The organism is Pseudomonas sp. PSE14, assembly GCF_029203285.1.
GTDB lineage: Bacteria > Pseudomonadota > Gammaproteobacteria > Pseudomonadales > Pseudomonadaceae > Pseudomonas.
Window position 1 is genome coordinate 3,809,096 of the sequence record NZ_CP115669.1, and the last position, 25,148, is coordinate 3,834,243.

The following is a 25,148-nucleotide window of genomic DNA, read 5'->3' on the forward strand; positions in this document are numbered from 1 at the left end:
TACCTTTTCTGATGCAGCCCCGCCACTCAGGTAGCCAGCAGCATGACCACAGCCGTCCAGTTCACCGAGGTGAGCCGTCACTACGGCGACGTGCGCGCCGTCGACCGGGTGTCCATCGAGATCCGTGACGGCGAGTTCTTCTCCATGCTCGGCCCGTCGGGCTCCGGCAAGACCACCTGCCTGCGCCTGATCGCCGGCTTCGAGCAGCCAACCTCAGGCTCCATCCGCATCCACGGCCAGGAAGCCGCCGGGCTGCCGCCCTATGAGCGCGATGTCAACACGGTGTTCCAGGACTATGCGCTGTTCCCGCACATGAACGTGCTGGACAACGTGGCCTACGGGCTCAAGGTCAAAGGCGTCGGCAAGGCCGAACGCCTGAAGCGTGCCGAAGAGGCCCTGGGCATGGTCGCCCTGGGTGGCTACGGCAGTCGCAAGCCGGCGCAGCTCTCCGGCGGCCAGCGCCAGCGCGTCGCGTTAGCCCGCGCCCTGGTCAATCGCCCCCGTGTGCTGCTGCTGGACGAACCCCTCGGCGCGCTGGACCTCAAGCTGCGCGAGCAAATGCAGGTGGAGCTGAAGAAACTGCAGCGCCAGCTGGGCATCACCTTCATCTTCGTCACCCACGACCAGGGCGAGGCGCTGTCCATGTCCGACCGCGTGGCGGTGTTCAACAAGGGCCGCATCGAGCAGGTCGACACCCCGCGCAACCTCTACATGAAACCGGCCACGCGCTTCGTCGCCGAATTCGTCGGCACCGCCAACGTGCTGCGCGGGGACCTGGCCCAGCGCCTGCTCGGCGAAACCCGGCCGCACTCGCTGCGCCCCGAACACGTACGCTTCGGCCGCGCCGGCGACGGCGAACTGGAAGTCAGCGGCACCCTGTTCGACGTGCAGTACATGGGCGCCAGCAGCCGCTACGAGATCGAGCTGGACAACGGCGGCCGCCTGGTCGCCGCGCTGCCCAACGGCGAGCGCGAGGAACGCCGGCCGCAACCGGGCGAGCCGGTCACCGCCTGCTGGGCGCGCAGCGCACTGGTGCCGCTACTGGAGGAACCGGCGCCATGAGCCCGATGCGCGGCGTCTCCAGCTTCCTCTACCGGCGCAGCACGCTGTATCTGCTGATGCTGCTGATACCGCCGCTGCTGTGGTTCGGGGTGATCTACATCGGCTCGCTGTTCGCCCTGCTCTGGCAGAGCTTCTACACCTTCGACGACTTCACCATGGCGGTGACGCCGGAGCTGACCTTCGCCAACTACAAGGCGCTGATCAACCCCGCCAACTACGACATCGTGCTGCGCACCCTGGGCATGGCCATCAGCGTCTCCATCGCCAGCGCCATCCTCGCCTTCCCCATCGCCTACTACATGGCGCGGTTCGCCGGGCCCAAGGAAAAAGCCTTCTTCTACATCGCGGTGATGCTGCCGATGTGGGCCAGCTACATCGTCAAGGCCTACGCCTGGACGGTGATCCTGGCCAAGGGTGGCATCCTCTACTGGGTGATCGAGCGCCTGCACCTGCTTGGCGCGCTGGGCCTGCTGCTGGATGTGCCCGGCGTGGGCGGCAACACCCTGTCCACCTCGCACATCGGGCGTTTCTGGGTGTTCACCTACATCTGGCTGCCGTTCATGATCCTGCCGATCCAGGCGTCGCTGGAGCGCCTGCCGCCGTCGCTGCTGCAGGCCTCGGCGGACCTCGGTGCGCACCCGCGGCAGACTTTCTTCCAGGTGGTCCTGCCGCTGGCCTTCCCCGGCGTGGTGGCCGGCTCGATCTTCACCTTCAGCCTGACCCTGGGCGACTTCATCATCCCGCAGCTGGTGGGCCCCAGCGGGTTGTTCATCGGCACCATGGTCTACGTGCAACAGGGCGCGATCGGCAACATGCCCCTGGCGGCCGCCTTCACCCTGGTGCCCATCGTGCTGATCGCCGTCTACCTGTCCATCGCCAAGCGGCTGGGGGCCTTCGATGCGCTCTGACGATCGGCCCTCCTGGTTCCTGCGCCTGGCCGCCTGGGGCGGGCTGGTGTTCCTGCATTTCCCGATCCTGGTGATCCTGCTCTACGCCTTCAACACCGAGGAGTCGGCCTACAGTTTCCCGCTGCAGGGCTTCACCCTGAAGTGGTTCAGCATCGCCTTCGCCCGCGGCGACGTGCTCGACGCCATCTGGCTGTCGGTGAAGATCGCCTGCGTGGCCACGCTGATCGCCATGGTCCTCGGCACCCTGGCCGCCGGCGCGCTGTACCGCCGCGACTTCTTCGGCAAGGAGAGCATCTCGCTGATGCTGATCCTGCCGATCGCCCTGCCCGGCATCATCACCGGTATCGCCCTGCTCTCGGCGTTCAAGACCCTCGGCATCGACCCCGGCTTCCTCACCATCGTCATCGGCCATGCCACCTTCTGCGTGGTGATCGTCTACAACAACGTGATCGCCCGCTTCCGCCGCACCTCCTTCAGCCTGATCGAGGCGAGCATGGACCTGGGCGCCGACGGCTGGCAGACCTTCCGCTACATCATCCTGCCGAACATCGCCACGGCGCTACTGGCCGGCGGCATGCTGGCCTTCGCCCTGTCCTTCGACGAGATCATCGTCACCACCTTCACCGCCGGCCACGAGCGCACCCTGCCACTGTGGCTGCTCAACCAGCTGACCCGCCCGCGCGACGTGCCGATCACCAACGTCGTCGCCATGCTGGTGATGCTCGCCACCATGCTGCCGATCCTCGGTGCCTACTACCTGACCCGGGGCACCAGCGACGTGGCGGGGAGCGGCAAGTAACCCGCGAATCCATCAACCGCACCTGCACGGAGGACGCGATGCAAACCAAACTCCTGATCAACGGCCAGTTCGTCGCCGGCGAAGGCGAGAAGCTGGACATCCTCAACCCCGCCACCGGCGAGGTGCTCGGCCAGATCGCCGAAGCCAGCGAAGCCCAGGTGGACACCGCCGTGCGCGCCGCCGACAAGGCCTTCGACAGCTGGTCGCAGAGCGCGCCGAAAGACCGCGCCATGCTCCTGCTGCGCCTGGCCGACCGCATCGAGGAACACGCCGAGGAACTGGCCCGCCTGGAATCCGACAACTGCGGCAAGCCCTACGCCGCCGCGCTGAACGACGAGATCCCGGCCATCGCCGACGTGTTCCGCTTCTTCGCCGGCGCCTGCCGCGTGATGCCCGGCTCCGCCGCCGGCGAATACCTGCCCGGCTTCACCTCGATGATCCGCCGCGACCCGGTGGGCGTGATCGCCTCCATTGCCCCCTGGAACTACCCGCTGATGATGGCCGCGTGGAAACTCGGCCCGGCCCTGGCCGCTGGCAACTGCGTGGTACTCAAGCCCTCGGAGCAGACCCCGCTGACCGCCCTGCGGGTGGCCGAATTCATTGCCGAACTGTTCCCCGCCGGGGTGGTGAACCTGGTCTTCGGCCGCGGCCCGACCGTGGGCTCTCCGCTGGTGAGCCACGACCTGGTGCGCATGGTTTCCCTCACCGGCTCCGTGGGCACCGGCAAGGCAATCATCCGGAGCGCCGCCGACAGCGTAAAGCGCCTGCACATGGAACTGGGCGGCAAGGCCCCGGTGATCGTCTTCGACGACGCGGACCTGGCGGACGTGGTGGCCGGCATCCGCACCTTCGGCTTCTACAACGCAGGCCAGGACTGCACCGCCGCCTGCCGCATCTACGCCGGCAAGAAGATCTACGACAACTTCGTCGCCGACCTGGCCAGCGCAGTCGGTAGCCTTAAGACCGGCCTGCAGAACGATCCGAACACCGAGCTCGGCCCGCTCATCACCGCGGCGCAGCGCGAGCGCGTCTCCGGCTTCGTCGAACGGGCCAAGGCGAGCCCGCACATCCGCATCGCTACCGGCGGCAATATCGTCAGCGGCAAGGGTTTCTTCTATGAGCCAACGGTGGTGGCCAATGCCGAGCAGGACGACGAGATCGTCCGCCGCGAGGTATTCGGTCCGGTGGTCTCGGTGACGCCCTTCAGCGATGCGGACGAGGCGATCCGCTGGGCCAACGACTCCGACTACGGCCTCGCCTCCTCGGTCTGGACCCGCGACGTCGGCCGCGCCTCACGGGTGGCCGCGCGCCTGCAGTATGGCTGCACCTGGGTGAATACCCACTTCATGTTGTGCAGCGAGATGCCCCACGGCGGCTTCAAGCAGTCGGGCTACGGCAAGGACCTGTCGATGTACGGCCTGGAGGACTACACGGTGGCGCGGCACATCATGATCAAGCATTGAAGCACTGGGGAACTGCCTGCGCATTCGTAGGGCGTACAACCGTTCGCGGTTGTACGCCGATACACCATGAACGTCGGCTGGCTCATGGTCGAGCTCGAAGCGCTGGGTGACAGGTGTTCCGATTGAAGTCCGTGCGACCGGAAGCCAAGGTCAAACGGCGTATAACGTCGAACGTTATACGCCCTACGTTTCTGGACAGTCTGTGCCGGTGCCTCCCCTCACCCCAGCCCTCTCCCTCAGGGAGAGGGGGCAGACCGTGTCGGCTGATGCCAAGGTTTCATCCTGCACCGAACGGTCCCCTCTCCCGCTTGCGGGAGAGGGTTAGGGTGAGGGGCTCTTGATCTCGTAGGAGCGGACTCCGTCCGCAACGCAACGACGCAGCGACGATCAAACCAACCCGGCCAGCTTCAACCAATGGCTGTAGAACCCTTCCGCCACGCGGTTCATCGCCGCGACCTTCTGCGGCAGTTCGGCCAGCATTACCTCCGCGCTTTCCTGGCTCGGCTGGCTGGGGTCAAGATATTCCGGCCAACCCTTGATCCAACCGCTCACCAGCTCCTCGGTCATCTCCGGGTGCCCCTGCAGGCCAAGGATGCGCTCGCCGAAGCTGAACGCCTGGTTCTCGCACCAGGGACTGGAGAGCAGGTGCGTCGCGCCCTCGGGCAGGTCGAAGGTGTCGCCATGCCACTGGTAGATCGGGAATTCGTCCGGCAGGTGCGCCAGCCACGGGCTCTGCGACTCCAGCCGACGCATCGGCTGCCAACCCATTTCGGTATAGGGCAGGCGGCGGATGTCCGCGCCCAGCGCCTTGGCCAGCAACTGGCCGCCCAGGCAGTGGCCGATCATCGGCACGTCGCGCTCGATGAACCGGCGGATCGCCGCGATCTCCGCGCGCAGCCACGGCGTATCGTCATTGACGCTCATCGGCCCGCCCATGATGGCGACCGCCTTCGGCCGCTCCAGGTCATAGCCCTGCAGCTCGTCGAGGTCGGCGCGGCGCACCTCGAACGACAGGCCGCAACGGTCCAGCACCGTGGCCAGGTGGCCCGGCGGGCAGAAATCGACGTGGGTCAGAATCAGAATATCGGTCATAAAACACCTACAAACCTATAAGCAGCGTAGCCACTGGGCCAGCAAGCCTCATAGTAGTACAATCGAGTAGTACAATTCGGTGTACCACCAGCAGGAACAGAGCCTTGGCAGACAACCTAGTCCAGAAGCGTAACGAATCGACGTGGTATGTGCGTCTCGCTGTACCCGCTGACGTACAGCGAGCCATTGGAAAGAAGATTCTGACCCAATCCTTGAAGACTGGCCTTCGCAGTGTGGCTATGGAGCGTCGATTGCCTGTGCTAGCCGAATGGAAAGCACTGATTGCCAAAGCTAGAGGCAACATCGCTGAAGGCCACTGGAAGGATGCAAGCCACACTGCTAGCAGGTTCATTGCCGGTGCCACTGATGAACGCCTGCTGCAAAGCATGGGGCGTACAAACGAAGCAGCAGACGTTCTAGCCGACTTCAACACTGTTCGGGAACTGGTGGGGCGGCATCTTAGCGATGGAAAGGCCACAGGCTTTTCAGCAGACATTGCAAGAAAGCTATCGGCACTCAAAGCCCTTGAGCCAACTGACACGTCCACGCTTGAGGCCAAGATGGCCTACGCCAATGCAGCAGACGAGACACTGAAGGCGCTGGGACTGGAAAGCATTGCCGCCATTGCCAAACTCAACCCAATACACACGCAAGAAGCATCGGAAATCATCGCTGACCACAAATCGTATCGACCGGCGAGCCCAATCACAGCGGCCAAGCTGAAGGCGTTCCGCACCTTCAAGGAGAATCAGGGAAGTCCGCTCCGCACCCTCGACAACCTTCAGGCCAAGCTGAAAAACCTGTCCGCTTTTCTCAAGGATCAAGCGCTACCGCTGACCTTCACCAGCGTGGAGGCATGGCTAGACTCGCTCAAGGTGAGCAGTCGCACCAAAGGGCAATACCTGTGGGCCGGGAGTGAATTCTGGAAATGGGCGATAAAGCACGACGATAGTTGGCGTAATCAGTACCAAGGACAGCCCAGCCCGTTCAAGGATCACGACATCCCCAAAGAAAGTAAGCTGAACAAAAGAGCCGAACGTATCGCCTTCACCATCGACGATGTGAAACAACTTCGAAACGCCGCCTCACCTACCCTCGCCAACGTCATCACCATTGCGGCTTACACCGGAGCACGCATTGAAGAACTGTGCAAACTGAAGATTGAAGATGTGGCAAAGGTGGATGGACTCGCCGCATTCAACATCACCGACAGCAAGACAGCAGCAGGAATCCGCAGCGTTCCGATACACCCCCACATCGCTGTACTGGTGGACCAGCTCAAGCAAGCATCAGAGGATGGGTATCTGATTAAATCCCCCAAAGGAGGAACATATGGACGCAAATCACAAGGCTTCGTGAACCAGTTCTCCACATTGAAGAAGAAAGAGGGATTCGGGCCACAACACACATTCCATAGCTTCCGCAAAACTTTCATTACCGAACTTTTACACAAGGATGTGGCAGGGCCAGTGATTGCATCTATAGTTGGGCATGAGACAGGCACCGTAACGTTTGATGTGTACACCCAAGGCGCAAGTATGAAGCAGAAGATGGCCGCAGTGGTGAAGCTGAGCTTCCAATAGAAACAAGGAGCGATACAAATGAGCAAATATGACAAGGTGCAGCTAAAGTATCTATTCGACATCCTTGCGAATGGATTGGATGTCGAAGTGATCAAGAAGCGATTAGAAGAAGGGAAAGGAGTTTGCAAACCTAGCGTTATTGAACTGGAGAAGCTCAAAGAGTTTGAAAAGCTCGGTTGGTGTACGCTGATTGAGGAAAGTGACGAAAGGGTGCGATGGACGATTAATGGAGAGCTTAGAAGGATATATGAACTGTGGTGATAGAATCGCCGTGAGTAACAGCCATAGGGATAAATTCTACAACTCCCAACTTTTTCCGGAAACAAAGTGCAACATTCAGTGAGAATGGATTCTCAAACCTGAAAATATTGGCTCCCTATCGAATGCATTTAACAGGGAACGACGGGGGCATCCCCAAAAGTGAATATTTATGGAAATATCTAGCGAGGGATTCAATACTAGATGGGGCCTAGAAGGCTTCTGCAAGCTCGATAGTGAAACGAAACACTATTAGGCAATACCTTTCCATACCCTCAAGCAATCATCGCTGCAATCGCACTGTAGACGCCTTATCCTCTCAATAGCAAATCAACAAATGCTTCAGTCATCCGATAGCGGGGAGTGTTGGCCGTGGTTACGTCAGTGATGAAGCCTAGCTCCTGTAAATGGTGAGTGGCTGCAATCAGATTGGGGTGCTTTACGGGGCAGTACTCAAAGCTAGGTTCGGTTGTAGCCGCAATTATCAAACCGTCTTTCACAACGAAGAACACTCGTACATGCTCATTGGTGGCTAAATCAGCTCGCATCTCAGCGATCAAAGCGGGGTAGCGGCGTTCTATGTCGGCCCACTGCTGAGCCTGAGCTTTCTTGGCCTGCTTGTCCCTGCGGATGTCAGTGTACTTGTCACCTAGATAGGTGCCGACAGCACCAGTGAAGCCACCAACGACAAAGCCCACTGTGGTTGAAAACCAATCAAGCTCCATTCCATCCTCTCCCTGCTCTGTCAGATGATGAACTCATGATAGGTGGCGTCAATCTCGGCTTGCGTCAGGCCGATGTAGGCCATCGTTACAGCCGGGCTGCTGTGATTCAACACCTTGGCAATCTTCTCGATTGATACACCAGCAGCGTGCATCAACCATCCACGAGTCTTACGCATCGAGTGCGTACCAAGCTGGATACCCAATTCATCCCCTACAGCCTTGAATGCACACGCTACGGCCACACGGGAAACAGGCTTGCCCTTCGCCCTGTTGCTATCCACTTCGAACAGATAGGTATGGTCGGGGTGAGCCTCCCGACGCTTCTGCACGATGGCTACAGCCTTCTCGTTCAGGTCAATATTCCGTGTCTTGCCCGTCTTGCTCTCCTTCACGATGAGGCGACCAGACAGCGCTTGTTCATATGTCACGTCAAGAAGGTCGCTGATCCTCAAAGCCACCTGCAAACCGAACATCCACAGATCGGCATACAAGGTGTTGCCCTTAGCATTCAAGGTGAGCTTATGGGCAATCGTCTCCACTTCACCCTTGGTTTTTACAGCTTCAACGATGTTCACCCTACACCCCCTGAATTTCCTGACATTCCTAATTAACACAAAATCTGTGTAGGTCGGATGATATCGTAAATGGACGTAGAGTCAATCAGCTCTATAGATTCCTAATTTACACAATTTAATTCTGTTAATTAGAAGCTAAGGGCACGAACCCTCCTGTTGGCGGGGATGGGGAAACCCAACTTCCAACTTCAGAAGCCGGGGTTGAGGTAGGGCTGGGGAAAATGAGAATGGCTTGCAAAAAGGCAGGATGGCACATGCTTATTTGAAGAATTGATCACTTTTTGATCAATAACAGACTAAGGATCGAATTGATCAAATAATAACCAAGCGCTCCCCTTGCAAACACTGGCCTTGCCCTAAACAATGCAGCAAACGGCCAGCACCAAACATGAGCTAAGTCAGCGCTTCTCGGTCTGTTAATCACCTGTTAGGGAGTGACTAAATGATTCTCTTAGCGACATCTTTTCAAGTAGATCGAGTGCCAACGACATGCCCTTGGTGTCAGCACGCAATACATCCTGAATTTAAGTCATATGTTCTATTGAAGAACGGGCTTGGTAAAACTGCCAATGTATTTTTCCAATGCGTTGCGGCTGATTGCCTGAAGGGATTCATTGGCGAATATTACCAAAACACTAATTATTACTGCTTGACTCAGGTATTCCCGCAGCTTCCAGTTCGCCCACACGTAGATGAAGAGGTTGCTGAAATCTCAAACGGGTTTGTTCAGATATACCAGCAAGCAGGCATAGCGGACTCGACAGGTCTCGATCAAATTTGCGGTGTAGGCTACAGAAAGGCACTTGAGTTTCTCATCAAAGATTATTGCTGCCACAAACAACCAGATAGAGAAGAGGAAATCAAAAACGCCACACTCTCACAGGTTATCAATAATTATGTTGATAATGGCAACATCAAAGCCTGTGCTGTTAGGGCCGTATGGCTTGGCAATGATGAAACCCACTACGTCAGGAAGTGGGAAGACAAAGATATCAATGATTTGAAGATGCTTATAAATCTGACATGTGCTTGGATTAAGACTGAGGCCTTAACGGAGAAGTACATGAAAGAGATGGAAAAGAGCTGATTAAGGAGAATGTCCCTTATGGAGTTCTTGCAAGCGTATGGGAAAGAAATAATCGCGGCAATATTGACTCTTGCGGCGCCGTTCATATCGCGCTGGCTTACGCCAAGCACTAAGCTTCAATACTACACGATGCATGAATATACGTATCTGATTCCCCAGCCATTACTAGATGAGCATGGAGAAGTGGTGCAGCAAACTCAAATGGCTCATGCTAAGACCATTGTAGTTAAAAACATAGGAAGCCAAGCTGCGAAAAACTTAGAAGTGGTATTCAATTGGAAGCCAATGTTCTTGAATACTTGGCCATCAAGAAAATACAGCATTCACGATTCTCCTGATGGCAGGCACTCTATTATTTATGAAAGTCTGGCGCCAAAAGACCTAGTAGGGTTTGAATTGCTAGCTGTAAATGTCCCGCTCCCCGGTGTTCTTTCCATTCGATGCGAGCAGGTCGCTGCGAAGGAGATACTTATTCAACACATTCAAAGATATGGGCAATGGACCAATTGGGCGATTTTAGCGCTAATGACATTTGGTGGCTTTACAATTGTCTACTTAATCCTGTGGGCGCTCCAAAAGCTGTTTCTTTAAAAGCCAGCCTTAAAGCTCTCTAGGATACGAGGCGATAAATGAAAGCTCACCACTCCGGCAAAATTAGAGATAAGTCAACGATGGTGGCAGCTAGTGTTGCCTTTCTCATAAGCACTGGGTGCGTCGTTGTCTGGCTCTATTATTTCCACTCTACTGAAATTAGTCGTGATCCGAATGCTTGGGGCGTGTTTGCAACATACTTTAGCGGAATCTTGACTCCAATATTGACATTTGGAAGTGTTCTTTGGGCAGTTAAATCACTTAAGGCTCAGATTCAGTCCAGTCAGCAAGATAGAGAAATAGCAGAAGACGAAGTAAGGTTTCGACATGCTGTTGAATGTCTGGAAAGGGGGTTCAACTCCATAAAAACTGTAGTAGGGCCAGATCAAAATCACTTCGTAAGGCTGGAGTGGCTTACGTCGGCACGGTGGCTAGAGGCTGGAGCGGCTACGGCTGAGCTTCTTGTTACTGATGTGTATAAAGAACTATACGAGAGTCATAAGGAGCTTTGGAAGAATAGTTTCAGAGAGCTAATAAACCCTTCGGCCAATCCTGTGCTAAATCAGCCGAGCATATATGGGCAGGTAGGTCTAGGAAGACATTCTATTTTAGGTTTAGAGCCTCACTCGGTGTATGTGGTCTTTGCATTCATGACTTGGAATCGAGATGATGAGATTGATGAGGTTGAAATAAATATTGATGACATCTCTCCGGCGTATATAGGCCCGAGACTCTATTTGCAAGGGTTTTCCAGGGATTAGCCTGCTGCCAGAGGAATAAGGCTGTATCGCACTAACAACCACTCTTCACACATCTCCTGTGTAAAGCCATGAACTAACCTTGATAGTAGCTCTGCGACAATCCAAGGCATCGACCATAGGACTGATTCCCCATAACGTTCATGAATGTATTGCCTTGCGGCCTCATTCATATCTTGGGCCTCTAATATATGCTCCATAAATTAAATCCTCTATTGGTCGGGCGTAGGCGATTGCCTTACTAACGCCCGATTGTTGCAAATAGTAACACCGTCATCAGACGGCAGATGAATACCAACACTGTTGGCAATATGTGTTGTTAGTGGAAACGGGGAATCGTGAGTAACGACCCCGAATCACTAACTTATTGATACGCCCGCTAGCGGGTTGATGATTGTACAAGCAGTGTAAAACGCTGGAAGCCTCTATATTACTGGCTTGTAGACTATTTACTCCAGCATAGCTGTAGCAGCGATATACATCAGAAAGGACATTCTTCAGGATCGAATGCGAATGTCTTTACTGGTAGTGGAATAGTATTAGCACCAACAACAGGGAGCGGAATGAAACTTTCAACCACTCTCGATTGTGCCTCTTCTTCCATAACCTTACGTTGCAAGGCGTCCAACTCAACAGACAATGCAGCAAGGGGAGTTTGCCAATTATCACTGCCGTGGAATGCATCGAAGGCAAGCTTAGAGAAACTATCACGGAAGTATTCCAGTTCTTCAGAAAGGTCATGATTGTTATATGACCACATGGTTTGCATCACATGACCATCAAGCCAATCAAGTTTGTTAGAGAACTCCAAAAACCCCACAAAGCCAAACCTAATTGCTTCGTGGACAGCAACGTACTCTTCACTATAGCCAGAAGTTCTGTATCTGTAATTGCTAACTTGTCGTTCACGAACATCAGCGTCAATCTCAGCCAATTCTTTATTGCCCATTTCAATCAACTGAGTTTCTGTGTGGTCATCAGAACGGTTCAGGATGAAAGCAATATACTTCTCTCGCTGACTTGGTTGAATCTTCTTCTGTTTAATCACACGAAGAACAACCTCTTCACCAATCTTGTTCAAGATGCGTTTAATTGCTTGAGCACGAGTGATGTTCGGTGGAATGTTCTTCACTACGTCGGAGCGAGGAATAAATACACCAGCGCTGTTGAAGTGGTTTACACCGTGTTTACGATTAAGGTCAGCAGATGCAACCACAATATTCTTTGGATGCAGAAGCCCAAGAACATCACCACCATTCACACTAGCAATGTGGCACTTTTCAAATTGACGACTATCGGGATTGTAACCGTTAGCAGCGTTACAGAATCGGAAGATGTCATAAAGTTCAGAGAGTTCTTTCTCTCCAACACCATTAAGAATCTGATCTGTTCCTGCTCTGATTAGCTCTAAAATGAGCCAACTAAAGAAAGCTCCACTATAAGCATCAGGCTTACGTTTTAGCGTGGAAACGGTTTTAGTTGGAGCACTACGGGCACGAGTGGAACAGTCTTCACTGCAATACTTGCGTGATAGGCCACGCTTCATTGCCCTCATATCTTTACGACAGAATTGGCAATAGCCGGCTTTGATTGTTTTAGGTTGCTTGCTTGGTTTCAGGCCCGACACGGTTGCCATCCTCCTGATAAGCACTTCTGCATTTGCCCGAACAGAACGGGCGATTCTTTGTTGCCATGAATGGCGAGTTGCAATATTTACAGTTGCAAAACTTCATTTCTGTTTTTCCTTTGGTAGTTGTTTAAAAGTTGCATTCCACAAATTCAGAATGCACGAAGCCCACCGTGACCAGTGACTTCCTTTGAAGTTTGGTCAAGTGAGCGAGTTGGAACTTGCGAAGTAGCGGAAGTTAATGCTACAACTTTAAAAAAGCAAGCATTATTTATTTTGGCTTTGAAAGATAATCTTGGACAGCAAGGCGACTCTCTCTAATTGCTGTTGCCGTGACAATCTTCTCAATCTGTTCCTGACGTGAGAGATTGTCTTGCAACATTTGTGAATAGAGATAGATGCCTTGTTCGTTGTACTTTTCTAATTGGTTGAGTTTGTGTTCAATGTGGACGCTGTGAATCAGAATGATGAAGCAAAGCAGCCCGAAGGCTGCTTGTTTCATTTCTTTCCCTCTGCGGCGTTAATCATTGCTCTACGGTAAATAGTCTGCATAGCATCTTCATGGTGCTGTCCAAAGTCATCTCTGATCTTATCGCCAATCACATTAGCAAGTTCTTCAGGTCCGCTAATGAAGTTAGGGACATTGACCACGACATCACCAAACGTTACAGATGCGTCAATGTGGTTTTCATTGTTATTGTTGAATGTCTGCTTTAAAGCCTGTATAGCCGCTGCTGGTGCTTGATCTTGATTAGCCATAAGCAATGCCTTCCCTTGTGGGGAAAACCTGTCAGCGAAGCTTAGAAGAGCCTTACCAAGCTCACCAAAAGCCGGGTTAGCTTCTTGTTGTGGAGCTTCCAAACTAATTGGACGATTGGCTAGCATCTCGTCGCGTTTGTTGCGTTCCAATGTTGCACCGGGATTCAATCGTGGATTGAGTCTGATACCAGATTGTTTGTTATTGAATCTGTCTGTATTAGGTGTGTCCCTACTACCGCTCAAGGCTTCATATAGCTTCACTGTCTGTTTGTTCAACCATGTATCAAAGCCCATCATAGAGCGCTTCAAATCTTCCGTAGCGACGACAAGTTCTTTCTCAGATTGAATACGTTGTCTAACAGCAGAGTTAATCTCTGTCTCACCGTACAAACGCAGTGTTTGAAGTGTTTTCTCGTTCTCCAAACGTTGGGATTCGGCTGCAATAGATTGCTTCTGTTTCTCCAAAGCAGGCATGTTGGCTTTTAGGAAGTTTTCCAAACCTTTTTCGAAGTCAGCAGCAACTACTTTCTTCTTACTAACATCCTCTTTGAATCGTGCAGCCAGCTTACCGGCTGGCAGCTTTAGCTTTACACGGTCGGCGTATGCCTGACGAATGTAAGGAGCAATCACCGGAGCACTATCGAACAAGTCGTTAACGTCAGCCCCTTCCGGCATTCCCTTAGCTCTAATCTGGTTTAGCTGGTAGTTAGCACGTTCGGATTGCTGAGCAGTCATGCCAGCAGCGGTAAAGGCTCCTACTTGTGTTTCGAACACCTGCACAGCTTTGGTTAGCGTTGCACCGATGGATGTTTGAGCAAGAATAAACTTACGGAATTCTTGTGCCGCAGGTAGATCAATGGCACTACCGTATTCTTGTCCAATACGTAGGAACTGATCCTTAATAAACTTGCGGTTATCGGGATTTTGGCCCCCTGCTTGATCTAATACGTTCTGAAACTGTTCAGCATCACTGGCACGTGTTTGGGATTGTTCCAGACGATCACCAAGACGATTGATGACAGCTTGCAGGCTGTATACAGCAGCACCAATGCCAGCAATAGGCCCCAATCCAGAAAGGGCGAAGATGCCCATCCCGTTATTGTTGTTCTGGCGTTCCTCTTGTCTACGTTCCCACGCTTGCTGACGTTGCAAGGCCCAGCGATGACGTTCTGTACGTTGTTGGTCTACAACATCCTTACGACGTTCAGCAGCAGCACGCGAAGCCTGACGGGCTTGGAATTCAATTGCCTGACGTTGACCACGTTCACGCAATTGTTGAATCTGATGCTCAATCTTTTGAGCCCCAGTCATTAGATTAACTCTACGTTGTTCCAACAACACTGTACGGGCTTGTTGTTGCTTCAACATCTCTGTTAGTCGAAGCTGTTTAATACGTGCTGTTTCAGCAGACATATCAGCTTTGCGTTGCTGCTTTGCCAACTGGGCAAACAACAATTGTTGATCACGAATCCCAGCAGTGGCAACGTTAGAGGCTTCTTTATTACCTGTGTACGTCAGCTTCGATTGTTTCAACGTTGCTGCAAACTGAGCACGCTTAACATTAGTGAGTGCGGTTTCAAGCTGTAGTTCACGATTGAGCGAATGACGTTTACGACCATCAAGTTTCTCTCTTTGGGCGGCTGCTGCCTTCCCAACTCCATTAAGCTTTGATTCTGCTTTAGCTACTGCATCTTGAAGCGGCTTTAGAGAATTCTGGACTCTATCCAATGCTCTCTGAAACTGCTTCAATCCACTGTTATTTACATGCCACTCTAGAGTGCCGTAGAGCTTGGCGATTTGCTCGGTATACATTAACTCACCTCAATAGTCTTTCTGCTTCTATTAGCACTATGTTTACCTTGTACAGCTCCAAGGGGGATAACATTCTTCATCACTTTAATAATATCCCTTTGAAGTCGGGCAACTACGGTGGCGCCTCTTTCTTCAAGTTTGGAAATGCTCAATCGTAGAATAATGTCACGACTGGCTTTGAGTGATACAAAAGTGCTTCCATCTTGCGACTTGATCCATTTGTATTCAGGATTGCCAAGATTGTTATAACGTAGATAGTCACGCAAGTGATGAAGTGCTTTGCATACATCAACACCAGCAGGCATTTGCAAACATGCTCTGTATGCGTCCATCATTGTTTCCCTGCTGCTGCTTTATAAATCACATACAACTCTTCCAAGCTTGCTAATGGGAGATTGTCTACATCGATCCCCGGTAGCCAAGCTTTCAAAGCTTTCTCCATTTCTTGCTCTTTCTGAAGCTGCACAGGATTGTGTGCTTTCAGGATGATTTTACGTGTTGCGTCCACTGTATTTACTCCGAACGTTCTGCTTTGTATTTATCGTCAAATGCAGCCAAATACGCTTCTTCGGCTGCTAGTTCCGCTGCTAGCTTCTCAGCACGGTATTGCATCAAGGCTTCTTCACGAAGACGCTGATAATTAGCCTGTTCGGCTTCAGCTAGTTCCTTTGTGTATTCATCAAGAACTTTCGCATAAATCTTCTTCAGCTCACGCTCTTGGGTCTTCAGAGGTTTGCGGAATGTGCAATTGAATTCCGGCCAGATTCCGGCAAGGATGTTTCCAGCGATGAATACACCGCTACCATCTACAAATGTGTAGCCTGCTTCAGTCCATGCTTGAAGTTCGCTAAGAAGGTTTGCGATGGCGTCGTTTTCAACACTCACGCGAACTAGAGCCCCGCCATTAAGGCTAAGTGCAGCAATGCTGTTTTCATATTCTTCTTTAGCGACCTCACAGCGGAAGTCGTATTCATCTTTATTATATTGAAATGGCTTTGCGGTTAATGTCATATTTAGTTTTCCTTTATTTAACAAGAGATAGTCGAGTTGGTTGTTTCTTTGGTGGAAGTGGCAATAGATTTCTTGGCACAGCATATTCAGGATGTCTGATTTGAATGTCACGGAAGATGAACACTGTTCGTGCGTTAACACGTTCCCATGCAAGAGGGAAGACAGTTCCATCAATAGTGGTTGATGTTGGCAAACCAGATGCACAATTAGGGGGAATGGCAACTGAATAAACAAAGCCATTAAGTGTTGACGTATAAGCGAGGTATACGGCGTTCCCTTGAGTCGTAAGCCAAGCATCCAGACTGGCGAAACTTACGGGTTCATTTCTAATCATTATCTGTCTCTTGTCGTAGTTGTCGCTTTAGACGGCGGTGATGAATTAATCTGCAAGCAGAGCTACAGAACTTTTTAGGTTTGTTATTGCTGCGTGTGGTTTTCCCACAGCAAAGGCATACACCTTCACGCATAAGAAAGAATCTCCTATGTGAATTAATTGAAACGTTATTAATGACGAACAACAAAAACCCCCTGTTCGGGGGCCTTTGACTTCGTAGTATGAGAATTAAGCTAGCCGGTTTTATCGCAGACGCCGGCTTCGTATCTAAAGGATGAACTTTTCTGCTATCAGTTCCAGCCACATTACTGATGGAATGTGTAGGAGGATGGATAACCCTTGGCTTAATGACGTAATGAAGGGATTACGTTTGATATGAAGGAGTGTTCAGAAGAGGTATTGCAGGAGAGGAATGAAGCGCAACTCAGGAAGAACTACCAATCTAATAATATTATACACCATTATTACCAAAAGTCAAGTATGTCAAGCTCTTTATTTAAACTTTCAGCGTAACTACTGGGCTGTAGCGATATCAAGTAAGCGCATTATTCATAATCACCGGAAGTGCAACTAACAATACACTTGGAATGGTTCTTGATCGTGCTGTAAGAATGACTGAACCGGCATCGTGCCTGTAGTCTGCCTCAGAGAAGGGATGCACCTACAGTCTCCGTCGCTCCCCTACCCCACTGCCGGCTCCAGCGCCCCAGCTTAATGACGGTCTTGAGTGGTACAATTGAGTAGTACAATCAAGACAGAAGACAATTCATAAGTCGTTGTAATTTAAAGACTTTTCAATTTAACGTCAGAATCAGAATATCGGTCATGGTCACCTCCGCACGGCAGTCTGCCGCATCGGGGAGGTGTCATAAACCCCAGCGTACCCGCGCGGAAACCGCGCCGTCATGGTGGGTGACGGCGCGTATGCGGTTGCGGGTAGACAATCACAGCCGTCAGTCGACGGCTCGGAACGCGTTGCTGCTAGGGACGCAGGGAGTTCACTTCCTGGGTCACGCCCCAGCCGTCCAGAACACCTCCCAGCGGCGCCACGACTTCCTCCAGGTCGTGCTCGAAAGCGCCGATGCCCGCATGGGTCGCGAACATCACCTTGCTGATCTGCAGGCTCCAGCCGCCATCGTCGCGGGCTTCGACCTGCGCCCTCAGCGACTCGCCCCGGAATTGCCGGGCGGCCTTACGGGCGTTCTGTTCATCGGGAAAGATGGCGAAAAAGTCGATGGGATGTATACGAGCGAAATCGAAACCACCTTCCTTCATCCGGCGCAGCACGTTGACGCTGATATCCTCCGAGAGGGGCTTTTCCATGGTACGCACCTCCTTTCGAGACGTTCAGAGTTTATTCCCCGCCAACGAACGCACCCCGACCTGGGGCAAGGATGCGTTCCGGGCACCTCTATGTGCCACGGGAAACGCCAAGCGAATCAACGTCCCCCAATTGCAGCCAAATCCGCCGAACACGCTGAAAGGCACTTTCCCTTGGCGGATTCCCAAGGCCACTTCACCAGCGTAGCGCCTCTACCGGCGAGTTGCCGCTACTTCACCGCGTCGGCCCCGGCAACGGCGACAGGCGGCAATTCGGCACGACGGGTGCCCAGCACCAGCGCGGCGAGCACCAGCAGCATGCCCAGAGCGTGGCCGACACTGAAATGCTCGCCCAGCAGCGACACCCCGACCAGCGCGGAGCTGACCGGCATCAGGCCGGTGAACAGCCCGGCGACATTGGCCGGCACCTGTGCGATACCGCGGTACCAGAGCAGGAAGGACAGCACGCTGGCGCTCAGCGCGTAGAACAGCAGCCAACCCCAGGTCGCCGCACCAGGCAGGCTCCAATCGAATTCCAGCGCCTGCGGCACGGCCAGCGGCAGGAATAGCAGCAGCCCGGCCAGGTTGACGCCGAAAGCCATGGCCCAGGGCCGCACACTGAGCGACAGCCGGCGCGAGAACACCGCGAACAGCGCTTCGGCCAGCACCGCGCCGAGCACCAGCAGGTTGCCGGCGACACTGCCGCTGCCGGTTTCCGGGTGTTCCAGCAGGTTCAGCGCGGCGATGCCCGACACCGCCAGCACGATCGCCAACAACTGCGGTGCACTGATCCGCTCGCGCAGCCAGAGCCAGGCCAGCAGCGCGATCACGCTCGGCGTGGCGCTGGTGATGATTCCGGCGCTGGTCGCCGAGGTCAGCAGCACGCCGTGCAACATGCACAGGCTGAACAGGAAGCAACCGAAGAACGCCTGCAGGAACAGCCCGCCGCAGGCCCGGCGATCCAGCCCCCGGCGGGCGTCGCGGAGGAACATGCCCGGCAGCAGCACCAGGCTGGCGATGAGGAAGCGCAAGGCCGCGAACAGGTAGAGCGGGACTTCGGCGAGGATCAGCTTGCCGATGGCGATATTGCCCCCGACGAGCAGCATCGACAGGGCCAGGCAGGCATAGGCGAATGGCATGACGGCATCCTTGCATCGGGTGGTGGACCGTCCCGGCGGGACGACGTTCCAGCATCCGGGCCGGCACCTCTGCGCGCAAGAACGGAAACAACCTGAAACACTATCCCCCCAGGGCAATGCACAGCCCGGTCATCGCCACGCCCAGCGCGGTGAAACCCAGCGCCCCCGGCCAGGGCGAATCGCCGGCCCAACGCGCCAGCAGCCAGCCGAGCATGAACAGCATGACCACGCCGATAGCCTGGGCCAGCCGCAGCGCCAGCAGGTCGTCCGGCACCAACCAGAGCGGCAGGATCATCGGCAGGGTGATTCCTGTGACCAGCAGCACGATCAGCAGGGCCGCCAACCACACCTCGGCGCCGCCGCGCGGCGGCTCGCCAGTCCCCAGAGACGACCCCATCAGGCGCTGGCGCAGGCGCCAGACCTCGTCCGGTTGCAGGACGGCCACCAGCCGGGGCGGCAGGAAGTCGTCGAGTCCGTCGCGGAAATCCGTGTCGTTCGAGATGCCACGCAAGGCCCGCAGGCGGCCATGTCGGTGAGTCCTCTCCACCCGCAGGCGCACCAGCAGCATCAGCGCGTCCACCAGGCCCCAGGCCAGGTTGCAGCCCAGCGCGGCGACGATCAGGTCCTGCCGGCTCGCCCCGCCACTGGCGGCGGAAATCACCGAGATGATGGTCAGGGTCATGATCACCCCGTAGGTCATCTCGCTGACCCGGTCGAAGGGTGTGGTGATGTCCTGCAGCACACGCTGCCAGGCGCTGTCGTGGTGTTCCTGCATGGGTCGGCCTCCTTCGCCGCCCGTGCAGTCTACTCAGGCGCGGCTGAGCCAGGCCATCACCCAGCGGTTAAGCGATGGCGGCGACAACTGGCCGGACCAGTACATCGCCCGGAACAGCGCGCCGATGGGACGGTGCACCGCCCTGCTCCCGGCCTGGCGCCAGGCCGCTTCGGCGATGTCCTCGGCACTCAGGGTCACGCCCAGGCGGCGTAGCACCGGCGGCTCGACGATCTGGCTGGCGACCATCGGCGTGCGCACGAAGGGCGGCATCAGGTCGGCGACGCGGATGCCATGTTCGCGCCATTCCAGCTCCAGCGCCTCGGTCAGCCCGCGCACGGCGAACTTCGACGCCGAGTAGCTGGCCATCTGCGGCACGCCATACAGCCCGGAGGCAGAGCCCATGTTCAGCACCTGCGCGCCCGGCGTGCGCTTGAGGTACGGCAGCGCGGCGTAGCAGCAGTTGAGCACGCCCTGCACGTTGATCGCGATGATGCGCTGGTGATCGGCCAGGCTGATGTCCTCGAAGCGGCCGAAACGCAGGATGCCCGCGCAGTTGAACAGCAGGCGCAGACCGCCGTCGCAGTCTTCGGCGTACTCACGCACCGCGGCAGCCACCGCCTCGGCATCGGTGACATCCAGCGCTCGCCGCCAGGCGCCACCCAGCTCCATGGCAAGCGCCGCCAGCGGCTCGGGGCTCAGGTCGATCAGGCCCACGCGCCAGCCACGCTGGTGGAACAGTTTCGCGGTGGCGGCGCCAATGCCCGAGGCGGCGCCGCTGATCAGGATGTTGTTCATCGACGCACTCCCTGCAGATGTTGGGCAACGAAATCGGCGGCGTCCTGCAGCGCGCGGTCGGCCACCTTCAGCACCCCGGCATGGGCCTGGAACACATGCCAGCAGTTGGCAAAGCGCTGCAGTTTCACCACGGCACCATAGCGCCGCGCGGCATCGACGAAACGCAGGCTGTCATTGCGCAGCACTTCATCCTCGCCAACCTGGATCAGCAACGGCGGCAGGCCGCTGAGATCGGCGTACAGCGGCGACAGCTGCGCGTCGGTCCGGGGCACTCCAGGCGGGCAGAACATCGCCATGGCGCTGTCCATCCAGGCGCGGGTGATCAAGGGGTCGCCCGCCGCCGGCACATGCAGATGCTCGGCGGTGAGGTCGGTCACCGGCGAGAAGGTCACCAGCGCGCCGGGCATTGACAGGCCGAGCGCTTTGGCTTGCAGCGCGAGCTGCAGGGTCAGGTGGCCGCCGGCGGAATCCCCGGCAATGGCGATGGCCGCCGCCGGGATACCCTTGTCCAGCAGCGCGCGGTAGGCCGCCACGGCGTCGTCGCGCTGGGCCGGAAACGGATGCTCCGGCGCCAGGCGGTAATCCAGCACCCAGACCTCCGCCCGGCAGCGCCGCGCCAGGTTGGCGGTGATGGCGCGGTGGGTGGCCGGCGACCCCACCAGGTAGGCGCCGCCATGCAGGTAGAGGATCACCCTTCCCTCCCCACCCTCGCGGGGCCGCCAGACCTCGCAGGGCAGCCCGCCCAGGGTCGTCTGCTCGCGCAGCAGGCCACGGGGCGTCAGGGTCGCGGCGGTCAGCCCGCGCAGCAATGCGCGCTGCGCCTTCACCGGCAGCTGCGGGCCCATCAGGCCACGGAACAGCAGGTTGAGCAGGCCGCGCAAGACGGCGGTCAGGACTTTCTGGCCAAGGGACAGCGGCATCACGGGCTCAACGGATGCAGTCATAGTCGGCGAACTCCGGCTGACGGGTCAGTTGACGGTAGCGGAAGGTGAAACCCGGCCAGTTGACGGTATTGCGGCCGCTGGCGGTCTTGTACCAGCTGTTGCAACCGCGCTCCCAGATGGTGTGGCCCAGCTCATGTTGCAGGTGCTGGTTGAAACGCTGCTGCACCTGGGGTTTCACGTCCAGGTACTTCAGGCCCTCGCGGCGGATGCGCTGCAGGCAGGCCAGCACGTAGGGGAACTGGCTTTCCAGCATGTAGATGATCGAGCTGTGCCCCAGGTTGGTGTTCGGCCCGTAGAGGATGAACAGGTTGGGGAAGCCGCTGACGCTGATGCCCTTGTAGGCTTCCGCGCCATCCTTCCAGGCCTGATTCAGCTCGCGCCCGCCCAGGCCCTGGACACGCATCGGCGCCAGGAACTCGGTGGCGGCGAAACCGGTGCCGTAGATGAGGGTATCCACCGGATGGCGCTGGCCGTCGCGGGTGACGATGGCGTCCTCGGTGACTTCGCGAATGCCCGTATCGACCAGCTTCACATTGCTGCGCGCCAGCGCCGGGTAGTAGTCGTTGCTGATCAGGATGCGCTTGCAGCCCAGCGGGTAATCCGGCTCCAACCGCGCGCGCAGGCCCGCGTCGGGAATGCCGCGCCGCAGGTGGCGATGGAAGCTCAGGCGCATCACCTTCATCAGCGGCGGGAACACGGTGAAGGCCAACGCCCGCGCTTCGTGCTGGACATACTTGAGCCCCCGGTCCAGGCGTTGCAGCCACGGCAGGCGCGCCTTCAGGTGGCGCTCCCAGTCGGCGTAGGGGCGGTCCGGCTTGGGAATCACGTAGGCCGCGCTGCGCTGGAACAGCAGCAGCTCGGCGACCTTCGGCGCGATCTGTGGCACGAACTGGATGGCGCTGGCACCGGTGCCAACCACCGCTACACGACTGCCTTCCAGCGGCGCCTCGGCGTCCCATTGCGCGGAATGGAAGGCCCTGCCTTTGAAGCGTTCGATACCCGGCAAGTGCGGAATCAGCGGACGGCTCAGTTGGCCGAGCGCGCAGACCAGCGACTGGGCGCGCAACTCCTCGCCATTGGCGCAGGTCACCCGCCACTCCCCGGCCGCTTCGTCGAAGCCCGCCGCGCTGACCTCGCAGTGGAAGCGGATACGTTCGCGCAGGCCGTACTTGTCCGCGCAGTGCCGGGCGTAGTCGAGGATTTCCGCCTGCGGCGCGAACTTGCGCGACCAGTCGGCCTTGGGTTCGAAGGAGAAGGAATACAGGTGCGAAGGCACGTCGCAGGCGGCGCCCGGATAGCGGTTCTCGCGCCAACAACCGCCAACGTCGCCGGCCTTCTCGAGGATCAGGAAGTCGTCGATACCCGCCTGTTTCAGACGGATCGCCAGGCCCAGGCCGGCGAAGCCGGCACCGATGATCAGCACGCGCACGGCAGCCGACCCGGGGGAAGTGTTTGTCATTGTTGTGCTCCCGGTGGTGTTTCCCGCCCGATGGCGGATGGGAACATCCTAGGGCTTCATTCGTCACTGGGTTATGGCATAGTCGGACATAAAATTGTGACTTTCGGTCACTTTGTCCGACGAGGATTCTCATGCCTGCCTCTCCTCCCTGGTCGCCCCGCCGCAGCGCCGTCAGCGTGCAACTGCTGACGCAGTTCGCCCTGGACCACGGCCTGAACCTGGAACAGTGCCTGGGCGGCACCGGCCTGGACATCGGCGTGCTCGCCGATCCCGGCGCGGACGTGGACGCGGAGCAGGAGCTGAGCCTGGTGCGCAACCTGGCCCGGCACCTGGGGCACATCCCCGGCATCGGCCTCAAAGCCGGGCTGCGCTACCACCTCAACACCTATGGTATCTGGGGCTTCGCCCTGCTCAGCAGCGCCACCTTCCTCAGCGCCGCGCGCCTGGGGCTGCGCTACCTCGACCTGACCTACGCCTTCCACCGCATGCGCCTGGAGGAGCACGACGGCGAGGCGCACCTGCTGCTGGACGACACCGCCATCCCGGAGGACCTGCGTGACTTCCTGATCGAGCGCGACGGCGGCGGCGTGCTGCGCATCCAGCGCGACCTGACCAACCAGCCGGCGCCCGTGCGCCAGGTCAGCTTCCGCCGCGAAGCCCCCAGCGACGTGCAGCCCTACATCGATGAGTTGGGCGTACGGCCGCTGTTCGGCCAGGCGGAGAACCGCATCGTCTTCGACAGCCGCATCCTCGAACTGCCACTACCGGGCGCCAACCCGGAGGTGGCGCTGCGCTGCGAGGAGCAATGCCGCGCCCTGCTCGCCCGCCGCCAGGTGCGCACCGGGCTGTCCGGGCAGATCCGCGACCGCTTGCTGGCCACGCCAGGCCGGCTGCCGGACATGGAACAGATGGCCGAGGCCATGCACATGACCTCGCGTACCCTGCGCCGTCGCCTGGAGGCCGAAGGCAGCAGCTTCCGCGCGCTGGTGGACGAGGTGCGCCAGGCGCTGGCCGAGGAACTGCTGGCCACGGGCGTGATTCGTCTGGAGGAGATCGCCGAGCGGCTCGGCTATGGGGAGGTGTCGAACTTCATTCACGCCTTCCGCCGCTGGAAAGGTGTGACGCCGGGGCGTTTCCGCCGCGGCTAGCGAAGAGCAGTCGACGATCCTGCGAGCCAAGGCCGCAGCAGATCGTCGAGAGGTTTCAGAAGACCAGCTTGTAGCCGATCGATGCCAGCATCACCGCCAGGCACGGACGCAGCACGCCATCCGGAATGCGGCCGGCCAGGTGGCTGCCGACGTAGATGCCCGGCAGCGAGCCGATCAGCAGGTAGCCGAGCAGGCCCCAGTCCATGTTGCCCATGCTGGCATGGCCGAGGCCGGCGACCAGGGTGAGCGGTACGGCGTGGGCGATCTCGGTGCCCACCAGACGGCGGGTGGCGAGGAAGGGATAGAGCATGAACAGCGCCACGGTACCCAGCGCGCCGGCGCCGATGGAAGTCAGCGCGACCATGGCGCCGAGGATGGCACCGGTGACGACGGTCAGGGTGTTCAGCTTCGGGCCGCTGAAGTGGAAGCTGTCGCCGGCATGGCGCTGGGCGAAGGCCAGCACCTGCTTCTTGAACAGCACCGCCAGCGCAGTGAGCAGCAGGACGATGCCCAGGGCATGCTTGATGATGCTGTTCATCGCCGCGGTATCGGCATTCAGGCTGTGCAGGAACAGCAGGGTCAGCGCCGCTGCCGGCACGCTGCCGAGGGCGAGCCAGCCGGTGATGCGCCAGTCGATGTTGTCGTTCTTGCGGTGAACCAGGACGCCGCCGGACTTGGTGATGGCGGCATACAGCAGGTCGGTGCCGACCGCCGCGGCGGGATTGATGCCGAACCAGAGCAGGATGGGGGTCATCAGCGAGCCACCGCCAACGCCGGTCATACCGACGATGAAACCCACAACAAGACCCGCGATTACGAAACCGATATTGCCAACATCCATCTGCGAGTCCTGACTGGCGTAACTGATCACCTCGTGGTGTGGGCGGCAGGATAACGACTTTTCTTATAATCCATTAGACCGTTGTGGTCTTAATTTATAACCGGTTTATACGGAAGCTTCTGCAGGAAAATCCCCGCCCCGAGAGTCTGGCACGAGGTTTTCCACGTAGGAGCGAACAGCACCGGCGCCGGGTCCCAAAGGTTCGCGAGCAAGCTCGCTCCTGCAGGAAATCAGCAGGCATGAAAAAGGGGCCCAAAGGCCCCCTTTTCCTCTCACCCGGCGA

26 protein-coding genes are annotated in these 25,148 nt (G+C 56.9%); 10 read left to right on the plus strand and 16 right to left on the minus strand.

Annotated elements, in window-relative coordinates; all coding sequences use genetic code 11:
- The first annotated feature begins 42 nt into the window (after positions 1-42).
- The 4 genes from O6P39_RS17355 to O6P39_RS17370 are packed head-to-tail and all read left to right on the plus strand — an operon-like array spanning position 43 to position 4,232.
- Entirely contained in the window at positions 43-1,062 is a 1,020-nt protein-coding gene (locus tag O6P39_RS17355; protein WP_275607721.1) for an ABC transporter ATP-binding protein, read from the plus strand.
- Positions 1,059-1,970 carry an ABC transporter permease gene (locus tag O6P39_RS17360; RefSeq protein WP_275607722.1) on the plus strand — a complete coding sequence of 304 codons (912 nt, stop codon included), beginning with the start codon at positions 1,059-1,061 and terminating at the stop codon, positions 1,968-1,970. Before O6P39_RS17355 ends, O6P39_RS17360 begins: the two co-directional genes overlap by 4 nt.
- A complete protein-coding gene (locus tag O6P39_RS17365) occupies positions 1,960-2,769 on the plus strand; it encodes an ABC transporter permease (protein ID WP_275607723.1) in 810 nt (269 codons plus the stop codon). Before O6P39_RS17360 ends, O6P39_RS17365 begins: the two co-directional genes overlap by 11 nt.
- A gap of 38 nt (positions 2,770-2,807) precedes the next feature.
- Entirely contained in the window at positions 2,808-4,232 is a 1,425-nt protein-coding gene (locus O6P39_RS17370; RefSeq protein WP_275607724.1) for a gamma-aminobutyraldehyde dehydrogenase, read from the plus strand.
- Between the two features lie 387 nt (positions 4,233-4,619).
- Here the strand turns inward: O6P39_RS17370 and O6P39_RS17375 are convergent, their stop codons facing one another.
- Entirely contained in the window at positions 4,620-5,324 is a 705-nt protein-coding gene (locus O6P39_RS17375; RefSeq protein ID WP_275607725.1) for a type 1 glutamine amidotransferase, read from the minus strand.
- Between the two features lie 104 nt (positions 5,325-5,428).
- On the opposite strand from O6P39_RS17375, the gene O6P39_RS17380 reads away from it, so the two are divergent.
- Positions 5,429-6,907 carry a tyrosine-type recombinase/integrase gene (locus O6P39_RS17380; RefSeq protein ID WP_275607726.1) on the plus strand — a complete coding sequence of 493 codons (1,479 nt, stop codon included), beginning with the start codon at positions 5,429-5,431 and terminating at the stop codon, positions 6,905-6,907.
- Positions 6,908-6,925: 18 nt separating this feature from the next.
- Positions 6,926-7,168, plus strand: coding sequence for a hypothetical protein (locus O6P39_RS17385; protein ID WP_275607727.1), 243 nt, complete (start codon positions 6,926-6,928; stop codon positions 7,166-7,168).
- A gap of 308 nt (positions 7,169-7,476) precedes the next feature.
- Here the strand turns inward: O6P39_RS17385 and O6P39_RS17390 are convergent, their stop codons facing one another.
- Together O6P39_RS17390 and O6P39_RS17395 are read right to left on the minus strand one after the other, a co-directional pair.
- A complete protein-coding gene (locus tag O6P39_RS17390; RefSeq protein WP_275607728.1) occupies positions 7,477-7,890 on the minus strand; it encodes a hypothetical protein in 414 nt (137 codons plus the stop codon).
- A 20-nt stretch (positions 7,891-7,910) separates the two neighbouring features.
- A complete protein-coding gene (locus O6P39_RS17395; protein ID WP_275607729.1) occupies positions 7,911-8,465 on the minus strand; it encodes a tyrosine-type recombinase/integrase in 555 nt (184 codons plus the stop codon).
- 442 nt (positions 8,466-8,907) lie between these two features.
- On the opposite strand from O6P39_RS17395, the gene O6P39_RS17400 reads away from it, so the two are divergent.
- Genes O6P39_RS17400 through O6P39_RS17410 form a run of 3 tightly spaced genes read left to right on the plus strand, consistent with a single transcriptional unit; the run spans position 8,908 to position 10,904 of the window.
- Positions 8,908-9,552, plus strand: a complete 645-nt coding sequence (locus tag O6P39_RS17400; RefSeq protein WP_275607730.1) for a hypothetical protein — start codon at positions 8,908-8,910, stop codon at positions 9,550-9,552.
- 18 nt (positions 9,553-9,570) lie between these two features.
- Positions 9,571-10,143 carry a hypothetical protein gene (locus O6P39_RS17405; protein ID WP_275607731.1) on the plus strand — a complete coding sequence of 191 codons (573 nt, stop codon included), beginning with the start codon at positions 9,571-9,573 and terminating at the stop codon, positions 10,141-10,143.
- Positions 10,144-10,181: 38 nt separating this feature from the next.
- Entirely contained in the window at positions 10,182-10,904 is a 723-nt protein-coding gene (locus O6P39_RS17410; RefSeq protein WP_275607732.1) for a hypothetical protein, read from the plus strand.
- Between the two features lie 478 nt (positions 10,905-11,382).
- Here O6P39_RS17410 and O6P39_RS17415 read toward each other — a convergent pair whose 3' ends face one another.
- From O6P39_RS17415 to O6P39_RS17470, 12 genes are all read right to left on the minus strand, one after another.
- Positions 11,383-12,528 (minus strand): hypothetical protein, encoded by a 1,146-nt coding sequence (locus tag O6P39_RS17415; protein ID WP_275607733.1) that lies wholly within the window; start codon positions 12,526-12,528, stop codon positions 11,383-11,385.
- Positions 12,529-12,799: 271 nt separating this feature from the next.
- Positions 12,800-13,030, minus strand: coding sequence for a hypothetical protein (locus tag O6P39_RS17420; RefSeq protein WP_275607734.1), 231 nt, complete (start codon positions 13,028-13,030; stop codon positions 12,800-12,802).
- A complete protein-coding gene (locus tag O6P39_RS17425; RefSeq protein WP_275607735.1) occupies positions 13,027-15,099 on the minus strand; it encodes a tape measure protein in 2,073 nt (690 codons plus the stop codon). The genes O6P39_RS17420 and O6P39_RS17425 overlap by 4 nt, the downstream gene beginning before the upstream one ends.
- Positions 15,099-15,431, minus strand: coding sequence for a hypothetical protein (locus O6P39_RS17430; RefSeq protein WP_275607736.1), 333 nt, complete (start codon positions 15,429-15,431; stop codon positions 15,099-15,101). The genes O6P39_RS17425 and O6P39_RS17430 overlap by 1 nt, the downstream gene beginning before the upstream one ends.
- A complete protein-coding gene (locus O6P39_RS17435; RefSeq protein ID WP_275607737.1) occupies positions 15,431-15,607 on the minus strand; it encodes a hypothetical protein in 177 nt (58 codons plus the stop codon). The genes O6P39_RS17430 and O6P39_RS17435 overlap by 1 nt, the downstream gene beginning before the upstream one ends.
- A 5-nt stretch (positions 15,608-15,612) precedes the next feature.
- Positions 15,613-16,110: a hypothetical protein gene (locus O6P39_RS17440; RefSeq protein ID WP_275607738.1), complete on the minus strand. Its 498-nt coding sequence runs from the start codon at positions 16,108-16,110 to the stop codon at positions 15,613-15,615.
- A 1,315-nt stretch (positions 16,111-17,425) separates the two neighbouring features.
- Entirely contained in the window at positions 17,426-17,767 is a 342-nt protein-coding gene (locus tag O6P39_RS17445; RefSeq protein WP_275607739.1) for a ribonuclease E inhibitor RraB, read from the minus strand.
- 227 nt (positions 17,768-17,994) lie between these two features.
- Complete coding sequence (locus O6P39_RS17450) at positions 17,995-18,903, minus strand: DMT family transporter (protein ID WP_275607740.1); 909 nt, start codon at positions 18,901-18,903, stop codon at positions 17,995-17,997.
- Between the two features lie 100 nt (positions 18,904-19,003).
- On the minus strand, positions 19,004-19,678 hold the full coding sequence (locus O6P39_RS17455) for a hypothetical protein (RefSeq protein ID WP_275607741.1): 675 nt from the start codon (positions 19,676-19,678) through the stop codon (positions 19,004-19,006).
- Between the two features lie 33 nt (positions 19,679-19,711).
- The gene (locus tag O6P39_RS17460) at positions 19,712-20,473 is read right to left on the minus strand and encodes an SDR family oxidoreductase (protein ID WP_275607742.1); all 762 of its coding nucleotides are present in this window, start codon (positions 20,471-20,473) and stop codon (positions 19,712-19,714) included.
- Positions 20,470-21,417: an alpha/beta hydrolase gene (locus O6P39_RS17465; protein ID WP_275607743.1), complete on the minus strand. Its 948-nt coding sequence runs from the start codon at positions 21,415-21,417 to the stop codon at positions 20,470-20,472. The genes O6P39_RS17460 and O6P39_RS17465 overlap by 4 nt, the downstream gene beginning before the upstream one ends.
- The gene (locus tag O6P39_RS17470; RefSeq protein WP_275607744.1) at positions 21,401-22,876 is read right to left on the minus strand and encodes an NAD(P)/FAD-dependent oxidoreductase; all 1,476 of its coding nucleotides are present in this window, start codon (positions 22,874-22,876) and stop codon (positions 21,401-21,403) included. The genes O6P39_RS17465 and O6P39_RS17470 overlap by 17 nt, the downstream gene beginning before the upstream one ends.
- Before the next feature lie 131 nt (positions 22,877-23,007).
- On the opposite strand from O6P39_RS17470, the gene O6P39_RS17475 reads away from it, so the two are divergent.
- Positions 23,008-24,024, plus strand: a complete 1,017-nt coding sequence (locus tag O6P39_RS17475; protein ID WP_275607745.1) for an AraC family transcriptional regulator — start codon at positions 23,008-23,010, stop codon at positions 24,022-24,024.
- Between the two features lie 55 nt (positions 24,025-24,079).
- Here O6P39_RS17475 and O6P39_RS17480 read toward each other — a convergent pair whose 3' ends face one another.
- Positions 24,080-24,865, minus strand: coding sequence for a sulfite exporter TauE/SafE family protein (locus O6P39_RS17480; RefSeq protein ID WP_275607746.1), 786 nt, complete (start codon positions 24,863-24,865; stop codon positions 24,080-24,082).
- Positions 24,866-25,148: the final 283 nt, after the last annotated feature.